12 protein-coding genes are annotated in these 14,051 nt (G+C 42.4%); 10 read left to right on the top strand and 2 right to left on the bottom strand.

The genetic code is table 11. The features are described from left to right. Nucleotides 1-40 precede the first annotated feature (40 nt). The 6 genes from ACS8FC_RS08680 to gluQRS all read left to right on the top strand — a co-directional run bounded on the left by ACS8FC_RS08680 (nucleotide 41) and on the right by gluQRS (nucleotide 5,535). Nucleotides 41-568 carry a transcriptional repressor gene (locus tag ACS8FC_RS08680; RefSeq protein WP_439263079.1) on the top strand — a complete coding sequence of 176 codons (528 nt, stop codon included), beginning with the start codon at nucleotides 41-43 and terminating at the stop codon, nucleotides 566-568. A gap of 60 nt (nucleotides 569-628) precedes the next feature. Then, complete coding sequence (locus tag ACS8FC_RS08675; RefSeq protein WP_439263078.1) at nucleotides 629-1,402, top strand: metal ABC transporter ATP-binding protein; 774 nt, start codon at nucleotides 629-631, stop codon at nucleotides 1,400-1,402. Between the two features lie 89 nt (nucleotides 1,403-1,491). After that, nucleotides 1,492-2,298: a metal ABC transporter permease gene (locus ACS8FC_RS08670; RefSeq protein WP_439263076.1), complete on the top strand. Its 807-nt coding sequence runs from the start codon at nucleotides 1,492-1,494 to the stop codon at nucleotides 2,296-2,298. A gap of 192 nt (nucleotides 2,299-2,490) precedes the next feature. After that, nucleotides 2,491-3,336 (top strand): metallophosphoesterase, encoded by an 846-nt coding sequence (locus ACS8FC_RS08665; RefSeq protein ID WP_439296488.1) that lies wholly within the window; start codon nucleotides 2,491-2,493, stop codon nucleotides 3,334-3,336. Between the two features lie 511 nt (nucleotides 3,337-3,847). Further along, entirely contained in the window at nucleotides 3,848-4,288 is a 441-nt protein-coding gene (gene dksA / locus ACS8FC_RS08660) for an RNA polymerase-binding protein DksA (RefSeq protein ID WP_439263072.1), read from the top strand. A 275-nt stretch (nucleotides 4,289-4,563) separates the two neighbouring features. Beyond that, nucleotides 4,564-5,535, top strand: coding sequence for a tRNA glutamyl-Q(34) synthetase GluQRS (gene gluQRS, locus ACS8FC_RS08655; protein WP_439296525.1), 972 nt, complete (start codon nucleotides 4,564-4,566; stop codon nucleotides 5,533-5,535). 131 nt (nucleotides 5,536-5,666) lie between these two features. Here gluQRS and ftsW read toward each other — a convergent pair whose 3' ends face one another. After that, the gene (ftsW, locus tag ACS8FC_RS08650; protein ID WP_299221077.1) at nucleotides 5,667-6,863 is read right to left on the bottom strand and encodes a putative lipid II flippase FtsW; all 1,197 of its coding nucleotides are present in this window, start codon (nucleotides 6,861-6,863) and stop codon (nucleotides 5,667-5,669) included. Nucleotides 6,864-7,104: 241 nt separating this feature from the next. Further along, on the bottom strand, nucleotides 7,105-8,541 hold the full coding sequence (gene murD / locus ACS8FC_RS08645) for a UDP-N-acetylmuramoyl-L-alanine--D-glutamate ligase (protein WP_439296487.1): 1,437 nt from the start codon (nucleotides 8,539-8,541) through the stop codon (nucleotides 7,105-7,107). Between the two features lie 653 nt (nucleotides 8,542-9,194). On the opposite strand from murD, the gene ACS8FC_RS08640 reads away from it, so the two are divergent. The 4 genes from ACS8FC_RS08640 to ACS8FC_RS08625 all read left to right on the top strand — a co-directional run bounded on the left by ACS8FC_RS08640 (nucleotide 9,195) and on the right by ACS8FC_RS08625 (nucleotide 14,027). Then, on the top strand, nucleotides 9,195-10,694 hold the full coding sequence (locus ACS8FC_RS08640; protein ID WP_439263067.1) for a SulP family inorganic anion transporter: 1,500 nt from the start codon (nucleotides 9,195-9,197) through the stop codon (nucleotides 10,692-10,694). Between the two features lie 124 nt (nucleotides 10,695-10,818). Then, nucleotides 10,819-11,673 carry a universal stress protein gene (locus tag ACS8FC_RS08635; protein ID WP_439263065.1) on the top strand — a complete coding sequence of 285 codons (855 nt, stop codon included), beginning with the start codon at nucleotides 10,819-10,821 and terminating at the stop codon, nucleotides 11,671-11,673. Between the two features lie 602 nt (nucleotides 11,674-12,275). Further along, nucleotides 12,276-12,614 (top strand): P-II family nitrogen regulator, encoded by a 339-nt coding sequence (locus ACS8FC_RS08630; protein ID WP_058369633.1) that lies wholly within the window; start codon nucleotides 12,276-12,278, stop codon nucleotides 12,612-12,614. A 150-nt stretch (nucleotides 12,615-12,764) separates the two neighbouring features. Further along, nucleotides 12,765-14,027, top strand: a complete 1,263-nt coding sequence (locus tag ACS8FC_RS08625) for an ammonium transporter (protein ID WP_439296486.1) — start codon at nucleotides 12,765-12,767, stop codon at nucleotides 14,025-14,027. Nucleotides 14,028-14,051: the final 24 nt, after the last annotated feature.

Genomic DNA, 14,051 nt, shown 5'->3' with positions numbered 1-14,051 from the left:
GTATCGTTTTTTGGAGTCTATACTTTTTGGAGTCTACACAATGTCTTCCACTTCATCTGTTTGCGAACACTTGCATGATGTTCAGCACTTTTCGTCACGTGATGTGACTGAACGTTTAGAGACTGCTAAAGCTCAATGCCGATTGCGCGGTGTACGCTTTACTCCGCTGCGTCAGCAGATATATGCTTTGATATTACAAGCCAACAAGCCAATAGGTGCATACGACTTAATCACAGAGCTACAACAAATGCGTACGACGGCGAGTGCTAATAATGAAAAAGAACAGGTCCGAAAAAATGTAGCACCGCCAACTGTTTATCGTAGCTTAGAGTTTTTGTTGGGTGAGGGATTGATTCATCAATTGACTTCGATCAATGCTTACGTCCCTTGTTGCCATCCACGTGACGAGCATACTGCTGCGTTTTTAATCTGTGAAGCGTGCCAGCGAGTACAAGAGTGTAGTAGCCTGCCAGTACAAGAGATGATGAGCTTTGCAGAGCAAGATGCTGGTTTTATGGTTTCTCGTAGTGTCATTGAGATTAGCGGTCGCTGTCAAAGTTGCCAATAAAATATCTCTGTTCTGTATAGACCTTTTGTCTACTTTTATTTAATTTTCGGCTGTTATTCTATGAGCCTTTTAGCGCAATCGTCCAATAAGCAACTCACCTCTGATGGGTTACCTTTACTGAGCCTAAATGGTATTAATTACCATATTGGTCCACAGTGCTTGGTTAAGAACATCAATATCGATATTGCTATTAATGAAACTGTCAGTCTAATCGGTCCAAACGGTGCTGGTAAGTCGACCTTGGTCAAACTTATCTTAGGTCTCATCACGCCTACAGCGGGTAAGATTGTCACTCATCAACCACTACAACTTGGTTATGTGCCGCAGCGTTTTACAGTGCCACCTATTTTGCCATTACGTGTAAAAGATTTATTGGCGCAGGCAGATAAACGTCGTTTAACATCAGAACAACGTCAGTTCATCTTTGATAACTTATCTTTGAATCATCTGTTATCGCGGCAGATGCTGCATCTTTCTGGCGGTGAAACTCAGCGCGTACTACTGGCACGAGCCTTACTAGATAAGCCGAATCTACTCATTTTAGATGAGCCAATGCAAGGGTTAGATCCCGATACTGAGGTTTGGCTTTACCAGTTTATCGATGAGCTGCCAGATTTTTTGCGTTGCGCTATGCTAGTGGTGTCACATGACTTGCACTGGGTTATGAAAGGCAGCCGACGCGTTATTTGCTTAAATAAGCATATTTGCTGCGAAGGTCAACCCAGTGAGCTTGCCATTACTGCTGAATTTCAAAAATTATTTGGTCATCATTATGAGCAGCCTTATGTACATCAGCCGCACGCTTGCGAGCATCATGCGCCCAGCGAGCTTTAATAACCAAAATCAGAACATACTCTATATCGATTAATAGCACCTAATAAACTACTAAAAACTCTATTAACATCTAAACGGATATATCTTTTATGACTGCTTGGTTAGCTATTATTGCCCCTGCTTGGATTGCTGGCAGTATCTTAGGCCTATTATCAGCCCCACTTGGCTGTTTGGTATTATGGCGACGAATGGCTTTTTTCGCTGATGCTTTGGCTCATGGAACACTATTAGGGGTCGCGATTGCAGTTTGGTGGCAATTGCCAACGGGTATCGGTATTGCGATAGTCAGCGTGCTAGTAGTGTTAGGTCTGATATTAATGGAAGATGAACGCTTACCGACCGATGCGGTGCTGGCAGTAGTAGCAGTGTCTTTATTGTGTTTAGGGCTATTAACCTTAACTCAGCTTACTGATCAGCAAGCAAATGTCTTAGGATTTTTGTTTGGCAATTTACTTGAACTTGATTGGGCTGATTTGCCATTAATTGCTGGTAGTGTGTTAGTAGGATTGGTATTTTTGGCCTATATATGGCCTGCTCAAATAAAACTTGCCACTCATGAAGCTCTTGCCCGCATTCAAGGGGTTGATCCGACAAAACAGCGCCTGTTCTTTATGGGTGTATTGGCGGGTTTTTGTGCCATTGCATTACAAGCAGTAGGCAGTTTATTGATCAGTGGCCTGCTAGTGCTGCCCGCTTTAACGGCACGTTTATGGTCAACAGCTCCCAAACAGATGGTCATTTTTGCACTCATCATAGCGCAAGTCGGCGTGACGCTAGGTGTTTGGAGCAGTATTTGGCTTGATATACAGACGGGGCTTGCTATAGTTTTAGTATTGGCGGTCTTGTTTTTTATGGCTCTATTAACCACCAAGATAGCGACCAAAATACGTACTTAGTTTCACTAAATGGTATTAATTTAAAAAGTGGTTTTAAGCAACGGAATTTTTTGACATTATTCGTTAATAACTTATGAACCTTGTCTGGCATTTAAAGCTAGAGATTACATAACTTTTGTGCTATAAGTTTGCATTATTATTCTTTATAGTGGTTTTCTTAGGCTTTAATTGTCTTGACGTAAAGGGGACCTTATGCCAAGTTATCCTGCTCGTGAAATCAGCAGCCCAGATGGTCAGGTAAATGTACTACAGATTACGGATATGCATTTATCTACTGTACAAGCAGTACAAGAAACAACTGACCAACATCCAACTTCTGAATGCTGCTGTACCTACAGTTTTGAAGCAGTATTAGCACAAGCGTTGAGCGAAGATATTCGCTGTGATTTGATTTTAGTCACAGGTGATTTGGTTAATGTGGTCAAGCCCGCTATTTACGATTACATTTTTAGGTTATTGCACGATACTGGTATTCCTTTTGCTTGTATCGCTGGCAATCATGATGTAACAGATGAGCTCGATGGCAAACAGCCCTACTCTCAGCGCCAACTTATCCCTCAGCCTGCAGACGAGCGTCTACTCAGTCGCCATGTGATTCATACAGACTACTGGCAACTTTTGCTACTAAATTCTGCCATTCCTGGCAAGGTTGCAGGTGAGGTGACCGATACAGATATTGACTGGTTATGCGCGCAATTGAGTGCTTGTGATAAAACTGCCCTTATCGCATTGCATCATCATGTAATGCTTATGCACTCAGAATGGATAGATGCTCACATTGCAGACAATGTATCTACTTGTTGGCAACGTATGGCAGCATTTCCACATTTACGCGTGATTATTAGTGGTCATACGCATCAGGATCAAGTTCGCTATCAAAATGGGGTGACCGTGTATACCACTCCATCAACCTGCTATCAGTTTAAGCCTTACGAAGATGACTTCGCTTATGATACAAGTGCATTACCTGGTTACCGTTGGTTGCAATTAGCCAACACTGGGCAGGTTGCAAGCTGGGTCAAAAGATTGGATACTTAGCGGCCAGTTTTAACCGTTCAGTGCGTATCGTTGTTTATAAAACTTTGTCATCTACCGATTGTTGTTATTTGTAGCGCTTAGGCTTTTAGTATAGTGTGTGAGACATTTTATTAAATAGTACTAGGCAATAGTCATAGAATAGACGATACTGCAAATATTGATATAAGCTACATAGACTTTGATTAGACGAATATTAAAATAAGATGGAATAGGAGCGCCTAGCGTTAAGTGTTAGGCAAATGATAATGGCTAGGATAGCTGAGACGACGATTAGCCAAGTAGCCGCAACCTGCTATGTACTCATGAACAGTATTATTTATACCTAGATGATAATGTTCATTATTATTGTTATATCGATATGAGCGTACCTTTAGAGCAGCTGTGTTACTTGCGTTACCCTGTGATAAAGCGTTCTATAAAAGATAAGTAATAATCTTTATTGACACTTATCCAAGTTTTATCCCTTAAAGCGTCGTTTCATTGAATTAATTTGAAAAAGTAGGATACCCATATGAGCACCCTGACTAATAATCCGAGTGATGTCAAATTCACCCCTTACGAGCCTGCCAAAGACGAAGAGTATATGTCTGATGCGCAGTTAGAGCATTTTAAAGCTATTTTATTGGACTGGAAAAATCAACTGATTGGCGAAGCTGACCGTACAAAGACCTATATTCAAGATGAGTCTAGTGCCATGCCAGATATCAATGATCGGGCCACTCAAGAAGAAGAGTTTGCACTAGCATTACGCACGCGTGATCGTGAACGCAAATTGATTCGCAAAATTGACAAATCTATGTCAGAGATCGAAAACGAAGACTATGGGTTTTGTGAAACTTGCGGAGTAGAGATTGGTCTGCGTCGTTTAGAAGCTCGACCAACAGCAACGCAATGTATTGACTGCAAAACGTTGTCTGAGATGAAAGAGCGTCAAAACCAAGGCCATACTTAATACGCTGTTCTTACTTTGTAAGACTGATATCATTGATTAGTTTACTTACTTAATTAATCTAAAATCGGTCGACCTAATAGTATTTGATGTAATAAGCGACCACACAGTTGGTCGCTTATTGTATTTTGTACCCCATCTTAAAGCTCAAAATTAAGTAACAAAACCTCTTAACTTAATAAATATCTTTTCCCCTGTATTTCTTTTACGCTATTCTTATTCTTTTATTATTATAGCGGCTTATTTTGACACCCATTCATACTACTAATACCCATGCAATGACACTATTTAAACCAACGTCTAAACCGACGTCGCTGTCAACGTATCCTATCGGGCGTTTTGCCCCCTCACCTACCGGCGAGCTGCATCTTGGTTCCTTGACTACCGCGCTGGCAAGTTACTGTCATATCAAATCGCTGGGTGGCGACTGGCTCCTACGTATTGAAGATACTGATACTGAGCGCTGTGATCGGCAATTTAGTGAGCAAATATTAATAGATTTAGAGACGTTAAATTTGCATTGGGATGGGGATGTCGTTTATCAGTCTGAGCGCATTGATATTTATGATGAATATCTATCTTCCATACTGGCCCCGCTAACTTATGGTTGCCTATGCTCACGTAAAAGCCTTGAGCGTTATTGGGAGCGAAAAGCTATAATAGAAAGCGCCAACCTGCAAAACGCCACTCAAAAACTTCTTAATAGACAGCGCTACCCACGCTGCTGTATAGAGGCAAATCTTGCTAAAGACCAATATAAACTACGCCTGCAGCTACCAGATTATCTCATAGGTTTTCAAGATGGTATTCAAGGGTTACAATGGGATAATCCGCAGCAAACCTTGGGCGATATGGTCGTTCGTCGTCAAGATGGCATGATCAATTATATTTTGGCAGCAAGCCTTGATGATGGGCTACAAGGAGTCACTCATATCATGCGCGGTTTAGATATCTTACCTATGACGACTGCACAAATCAGCATCATGCGAGCTGCACGCTTACCAGCTATAGATCAGTGGTATCATTTGCCACTAATATGCAACCCTGATGGACAAAAGTTCTCCAAACAAAACCTTGCCCAACCTATAGATACTCGCAAGCCCAGTCAACTGATTGCGATGGCTTTGCAGCTCTTACAGCAGCCTGCTGTCGACATAGATACTCCAGCACGCATGCTTAAGCAAGCTATTGCTCAATGGGATAATACGCCCTTACAAGGTAAAGATACGCTAAATACCCCCACTCATTAACCAGTCGCTTAAAAATAAAAAGCGCCACCCAACGGCGACGCTTTTATTATCTTTATGTTAATAATTACTATAGATTGTTGACGGTTATTCGGTAATACCTACTATTCTATTTTGCTATATTGATGCTCTTCTTAAAAATAACGACATTGGCTTTTTTCTATCTCGGGACTCTCTTTGTAGATCTTGAGGAGCAACGCAACCATCACCAAACTAATCAACATCGATGACCCACCATAACTAAAGAACGGCATCGTCAACCCTTTGGTCGGCATCGCTCCCATATTCATAGCAGCATTAATAATCGTTTGTGCAATAAAAATAATGCCAATACCAAAAGCGGTATAGCTCATACGCATTTGCCGACGTTTTAGGGCATTGTAGCTGATACGCATCGCACTACCGATGATAAGTGCTTCTAATATCAGGATCATAGTCACGCCAACAAAGCCAAGCTCTTCACCAGTGATGGCCAACAAAAAATCTGTATGTGCCTCAGGTAAATGTGATAGTTTTTGGACGCTTTCACCATAACCCACACCGGTAAACTGTCCTCGACCAAAGGCGATTAAGCTGCGTGCCAATTGATAGTCTGTATCTTGAATATCATCAAAGGGATCTAAAAACGACAACACCCTTGTCAGGCGATACTGAACCATAGTGACTGCCAGTACGCCAAGTACACCTACGACAGCCCCTAGCGCGACAAACTGCTTGTAGGGAGCCCCAGCAATATAAAATATGGCAAATACTGTACCGACAATGACCACCAATGAGCCAAAATCAGGCTGCAATAACAGTAAAAAAGTCAGCAGGCCGATCACTAAAGAGATGCGTAAAAACCCATCCCAACCATTACGGACTTCAAACGAGCGCCGCACTACAAAGTCCGCAACGAAGACGATGACCACAAGTTTCGCTAACTCTGCGACCTGAAAGTTAATCACACCCAAGTTTAGCCAGCGTTTTGAACCATTAATGGGCGTACCAAATAGTGTCGCTATCAAGAGCGCACCAGTCACACCCAGCAATATAAACTGTGTTTCAGTCTGGTAGAGCGTTTTTAGTGGTACAAAGTAGTATGGTATCGCTGCAGCGATTAGCCCGATGCCCATGTATAACAGCTGATGTTCAAAAAAATACAGCTCACTCATGCCGCGACTTAATGCGAAAGGAATAGAGGCTGAAGCCACCATCAGTAAACTAAGTACCATCATACAACCAACGCTGGATAACAAGATCGCGCGTGCTGAAGGTAAAGAGAGAACACCATCTGCGCCAGAAGCTGGCTGAGATTTTTGAGAAGAACGAGAAAAAAAAGAGAGGGCCATAATATTCAAGTATATTAATAAACAAAAAAACACGACATCTATCCGACGCCACCGTTTAAACCAAACCAAATAAAAAACAGGCTCAATAGCCATCACAACCAGTAAACGCACCATTACTTTTAGTAGACGTTAGCTGGCGACCACTAAAAGAAAGTTCTCAGTAAACTAGGGCTGGCTAACTGTGTTTGACAGTAGCAGTAATTTATAAGCAAAACAATCATTTATCGTCTTAATAGACGAATTAACCAAGCGTATTATCAGCTTTAGTGTCCGTAACCAATTGCGTTACTAACTCACTAAAGTAATCGCCACGAGCGGCGTAACCACTAAACTGATCAAAGCTTGCACATGCAGGTGATAATAACACTGCTTGTACTTGCGACAAACTGCTACTAGTCACGTGCTGAATAGCAGTAAAAGCATTTTTTAGTGTCTGACATTGCTTAAGTAGCACATCACTACTTAGCTTGGCTGCACGTAAATGCTGCTCAATTTGCTGGCTATCTTCCCCAATCAATAAAACCTGACTGACATATTGATTAATAAAGGGTGCCAACTCACCAAACTGTTGACCTTTGCCTTGACCTCCTAAGATCAAAAGTAGCTTACCATCTTTGGCCGCATACACTGCACCCAAACCTTTGATAGCAGCGATGGTCGAGCCAATATTGGTACCCTTAGAGTCGTTAAAGTAATCAATCCCTCTAACCGTTTCGATATACTGACAACGATGATCAAGCCCTGCAAAGCGTTGTAGGGTAGTAAGCATACTATCGATAGGCAGACCGGCAAGCTCGCCTAGTGCGAGAGCTGCTTGAGCATTGAGTAAATTGTGGCGACCTTTAATAATCAGCTTGTCTGCTGATAACAACCGCTCTGTACCACGAGCCAGATAAATCTGTCCATTAACGTCAGTTATCAAACCATACTGATCTCTATCTGGCGCATGAATACCAATGCTTAAACGTGGCAAATCATCAGCAACCAGTGGCCGAGTAAGCGCATCTTCACGGTTGATTACTACCGACTTGGCACCTTGAAAAATACGGTGCTTGGCCTGATGATAACCCAGCATGTCACCATGACGATCTAAATGATCAGGAGACATATTGAGCACTGTGGCTACTTGAGCACCCAGATTGGTTACTGTTTCTAATTGAAAGCTAGACAATTCAAGGACAGCTAAAGCCATGTCATTATTGGCTAAAAGGTCTAACGCTGGCACACCAATATTCCCCCCCACGCCAACATTGATACCAGCATCTGCAGCCATCTCTCCAACCAGTGTCGTCACGGTGCTTTTGGCATTAGAACCAGTAATCGCAATGATAGGAACATCACAAGCCTCACAAAACAACTGAATATCGCTTACTACCGGAATATTGGCTTGCCGCACCGCTGCCACTGCTTGAGTTTCAAGTGATATACCAGGACTAATAATAATACGTGCGGCTTGTTGCAATAGCTCTGCATCAATAGCGCCAAACTGACGAATTTCGATTGCAGCGGGAAGCTTTTCTGCTAATGCGGGTGCTGATTGGCCATCTGTGATTGCTACTTGATAGCCTTGTTCAGTCAAATAACGTGCTGCCGATAGCCCTGATTGACCCAACCCGACCACCACTTGTAGGCCACTACCTTTATGGATTAACGTTTCTGTTGCAGCAAGGGGCATCATATATCTTCCTTTTTTGAGGCTAGGGTTTGGCTATCAAATGTGGGTGTTGACGATACTATATTGGTTAGATAGGCGATATGATATTTTTTAATCATAATAATGGTAAGCATGATAACGGTATCGTGCATGTTTCGGTACTGCTTTTTCATCACTTTGTGCTATTATGCGCATGTTTTTATATTAAGTTACTAGGGTCTTAACTGATAATTTAGTTTTGTACGCTGATTGAGCGTGTGATGACCTATATTACGGTATTTATCACATGGTTATTAACCCTTAGTAGCGAATCATACTGTCATTAGGTTACGGCAGATGCTTGTTTATAGCTATTTATTTGTTCATAGCTACTCTGTCTATCTTACCTGACAATCTATCTGCTGTGATACATCATCATAGCCATTTGTGTACTATCTTAGGTTTTTATCTTATTTTGCTATTGGCGATACTGCAAATAACTCAGTAGCCAGATGTTGTAGGATATTTATAATCTTTGAGATAGCGAAAGTGCAAGACCGTTTGACAGTTTTAGTCTGTTGAGCGACGCGGTAGCTTTCTTAGCAGCCGACATTATCCGTAGACAGTTGTTATTGACAGATAATATGGCTACTAGCGAATGATTACTTTTTTTGCCTCCAAATCTATGCAGTTTACTTATGACATCTTTTTTTGATAGCTTACGTGATGAGTGGTTTTCTAATGTGCGCGGCGATGTGCTGTCAGGTATCGTCGTTGCATTGGCTCTGATTCCTGAAGCCATTGCTTTTTCTATTATCGCAGGCGTCGATCCAAAGGTTGGTTTGTACGCCTCATTTTGTATTGCAGTGGTCATCAGCTTTGTCGGTGGTCGCCCAGGCATGATCTCAGCTGCCACAGGTGCGATGGCACTCGTTATGGTCGACCTAGTCGCTGAGCATGGATTACAGTACTTGCTTGCCGCAACACTGCTGTGCGGTGGTATCCAAATTATCATGGGTATCTTAAAGCTTGGTAATCTGATGCGCTTTGTCTCTCGCTCAGTGGTGATTGGCTTTGTCAATGCGCTGGCGATTTTGATATTTGCCGCTCAGCTACCAGAGCTCAATCCTGCGACTGAACGCGTTGGATTGACTGTCTATATGATGACAGCAGCCGGCCTAGCCATTATCTATCTGTTTCCGCTTATTCCCAAGATCGGCCGTATTGTACCATCGCCGCTTGTGTGTATCGTTGGCCTGACAGCTGTCGCATTGTATATGAATTTAGACATTCGTAATGTGGGTAGTATGGGCGACCTACCCGATTCGCTACCAGTGTTTTTGCTGCCCGATATTCCACTTAATCTAAATACGTTACTGATTATTGCTCCTTACTCTATTGCGTTAGCCATTGTTGGTTTGCTTGAATCGATGATGACCGCTACGATTGTAGATGAGCTGACTGATACGCCAAGTAATAAAAACCGTGAATGCCGTGGTCAGGGTATTGCCAACGTCGTTTCAGGTTTTTTTGGTGGTATGGCAGGATGTGCGATGATTGGCCAATCCATGATTAATGTAAAATCTGGGGGACGTACGCGTTTATCAACGTTGATGGCGGGTGTAGTCTTATTGATTATGGTGGTCTTTTTAAGCGATTGGGTCAGTCAAATTCCAATGGCGGCTCTCGTTGCTGTTATGATTATGGTATCCATCGGTACATTTAACTGGCAGTCTATTCGAGAATTTAAAACCCATCCTATGTCGTTTAACATTGTCATGCTAGCAACCGTCTTGACCACTGTCTTTACTCACAACTTGGCGTATGGGGTTGGGGTTGGCGTCCTACTATCAGCCTTAGCTTTTGCTAACAAAATTGGTCAGTTCTTAACCATATTTAGTGATTATGACGACAGTAGCAATACCCGTTATTATTATGTCCAAGGACAGGTTTTCTTTGCCTCGACAACGCAATTTTTGCAAAGCTTCGACACTAAAGAAGCTGTAGATAATATTGAGATCGATGTCAGTCACGCGCATTTTTGGGATATCAGTGCGGTCGATACTTTAGATAAGTTGGTCATGCGCTTGCAACGCGAGGGTATTGATGTCAAAGTAGTTGGTTTAAATAACGCCAGTCGCACGTTGATCGATCGTTTCTCTATTCATGATCGCCGCGATATCGGCCTATTGGATTAGCAAATAGGCTCAAACGTTTAGTTTTGCCCTCAGGTTTTGCTTGACAGTGGCTATCAATCATAGCTGCTGTACTCCTTCTGTTTGGCTTAACTGTACTTTTCTTTGAGATGATGTGGTTGCCCTTATGAGTAACTTAAAACCAGATAGTGTTATTGCTTGTCTAGATTGTCCTGACCATGTACAAGCCGTGTTGGATGCTAGTATGTGGGCATCAAAACGTATGCAAACGCCCGTCGGTCTACTACATGCAGTCCCAAGCGTACAGCAAAAGGCGGCTATCAATTATTCAGGCTGCTTAAATATCGACGATGAAAATCTTTTACTTGATCAATTTACAAGCCATGAGCATCTGAGCAACTCAGAGCTTAAAGCTCAAGGCAAGCTTTTGCTACATCAAGCAGCGGCTTATTGTGAGCAAAATTTGCATAAACATAAGGTCTATACGCTGCATCGTCATGAGACCCTAGGCAATAGTATCGATTACGTTGATGAAAAATCACAATTGATAGTTATCGGCCATCATGTTACCTGTAAATCTACCTTGAGTCAGTTGATACGTTTAAGCCACTGCCCCACTTTGGTGACTCATGCACCATTTTCGCCCCCTACTACCGCTTTATTTGCGTTTGATAATCGCGCCACTTCTCATAAAATGCTTAATTGGCTATGTAAAACACCGCTGGTTCGAGCATTAACCATTCATATTGTGATGGTTGGTAAAGACACCTCCGAAAACTGCGATGCACTGCGTGAGGCTTATGCTCGTCTCAAGCAAGCCGGTATCAATTGTAAAAAAACTTTATTGAACTGCCGTGATGTTTGTGCTGCTTTGAACTATTATCAAAGCGAGCATAATATTGGCCTGCTGATGACTGGTGCTTTTGGACAATCGCGGCTACGTGAGCTACTCAAAGGGAGCGAAACTGAGAAGTTATTGGGCACTACTAAAACGCCTTATTTACTTTTTCCTAAAGCTTAAGCTTCTTTATATCTGCTATTACCACACATAGTTTATCATTAGTATAGATGCTAGTTGCGTAGCGCTTAACGTAGGCGGCATCTTACTGACAAGCCAATCTACTGTCTGGCTATCGGACAATTAGACCACAAATCCCGCCCTGGTTTTATTTCTATACACTATTATCTACTGACTTCTACAGCCTCTCATTATCTCCATTGTTGAGTTAGCTGTCTTTATCTTAATTCTGTTTTGACATCTAGACTCCACTCTTTGTAAGATTTTCGCAAATCATCACAGGATACCCTCCCCGTAGGGTATGAAAGTTGGTTATAATAAAGTTCTTGTTGCACCTAACGTCACAGGTAACTCCGCTGTATTTATCCTAAAATTACTAAGTAATTATCAGGACTATCTCGTTTTTATTGCATCATATACGATGAGAATTTAAAGCTTTTTTCCGTTATAGTGGCGGTCATTTTTGAGATAAGTAAGTCCAAACGTTCCTCCCCCTTGAGTACGTCTGGCACATTTTTTGAATGACTTATCACAAGCATGGCAAAGCTATGATGCATTAGAAGTATGCAACGGCCTGCGACATCATTCATATAAGGAAATTTTTTATGAAGTTAATCACTGCGATTTTAAAACCATTTAAGCTTGATGATGTGCGTGAAGCACTGTCTGATATTGGCGTCAAAGGCGTCACTGTCACCGAAGTTAAAGGGTTTGGTCGTCAAAAAGGACATACTGAACTGTATCGCGGTGCAGAGTACGTAGTGGACTTTTTACCGAAAGTAAAAGTCGAGGTCGCGGTTATCGATGAGATGGTTGAGCCAGCTATTGAGGCTATCACACGTATCGCCAGCACTGGCAAAATCGGTGATGGCAAGATATTTGTGACAGCACTCGAACAGGTTATCCGAATTCGTACCAGCGAAACCGGGCCAGATGCGATTTAACTTTTATAGTTAAACCATAAATAAGCAGTTTTGCACACGATTGGTGCAAGTATCTTTTTAACAAACATCATGTCATAAGGACAGCTACTTTGTAATGTACGTCTAAAAGCAAACCAATCTACCGCATTGTCAATTCAAGGGGGAATTAAGATGCAAAGTCAGATTTTTGAGCTGCAATACGCACTCGACACGTTTTATTTTTTGGTATGTGGCGCACTGGTCATGTGGATGGCCGCAGGCTTTACTATGTTGGAAGCTGGACTGGTTCGATCAAAAAATACTGTCGAAATTTTAACCAAGAATATTACTCTTTTTGCAACCGCTTGCACTATGTACATGATATGTGGCTATGCCATTATGTATGGTGGCGACTGGTTTTTAAGTGGTATTGCAGGTGGTGAGACTTTAGTAAAAGACGCTTTAACAACCTCAGCCGAAAATGGCTTTGAAGGTGATTCTGTCTATTCTGCAGCATCTGACTTTTTCTTCCAAGTTGTCTTTGTGGCCACTTGTATGTCGATTGTCTCAGGCGCTGTCGCTGAGCGCATGAAGCTTTGGGCTTTTTTAACGTTTGCAGTAGTAATGACAGGTTTTATCTACCCACTAGAAGGTAGCTGGACATGGGGTGGCAACGATGTCTTTGGACTATTTAGCTTAACTGCTATGGGTTTTTCTGACTTTGCAGGCTCTGGTATCGTTCATATGGCAGGGGCTGCAGCGGCATTATCCGGTGTATTGTTTTTGGGCGCACGTAAAGGCAAATATGGACCCAATGGTGAGATACGAGCGATTCCTGGTGCCAATCTGCCATTAGCAGCACTGGGTACATTGATACTATGGATGGGCTGGTTTGGCTTTAACGGTGGTTCAGTATTGAAACTGGGCGATATCGCTAGTGCTAACTCAGTCGCCATGGTGTTTTTGAATACCAATGCAGCGGCAGCAGGTGGCGCAATTGGCGCTTTATTACTGGCACGTCTCATCTTTGGTAAAGCAGATCTGACCATGCTCTTAAATGGTGCATTGGCAGGTCTAGTAGCCATTACTGCAGAACCCTCTACCCCATCTGCATTGCAAGCGACGCTCTTTGGTCTTATTGCAGGTGTAATTGTTGTATTATCTATTCTCGCTTTAGATAAAATAAAAATCGATGATCCTGTCGGTGCTATCTCTGTCCATGGTGTTGTTGGTCTGTTCGGTCTACTAATCGTCCCTATTACCAATCCTGCTGCTAGCTTGCTGGGGCAGATAGCGGGCGCCGCAACTATCTTTATCTGGGTGTTCGTTGCCAGCTCCATTGTATGGGCAGTTATTAGAGCCACTATCGGTCTGCGTATCTCTGAAGAAGATGAGTACGAAGGCGCTGATATCGCAGAATGTGGTATGGAGGCTTACCCTGAATTTACTAACTAATGGTACTCAACAGCAAGCTTGTTT

Source organism: Psychrobacter sp. 1Y4 (assembly GCF_051847555.1).
This window is presented reverse-complemented; position numbering and strand designations above follow the sequence as displayed.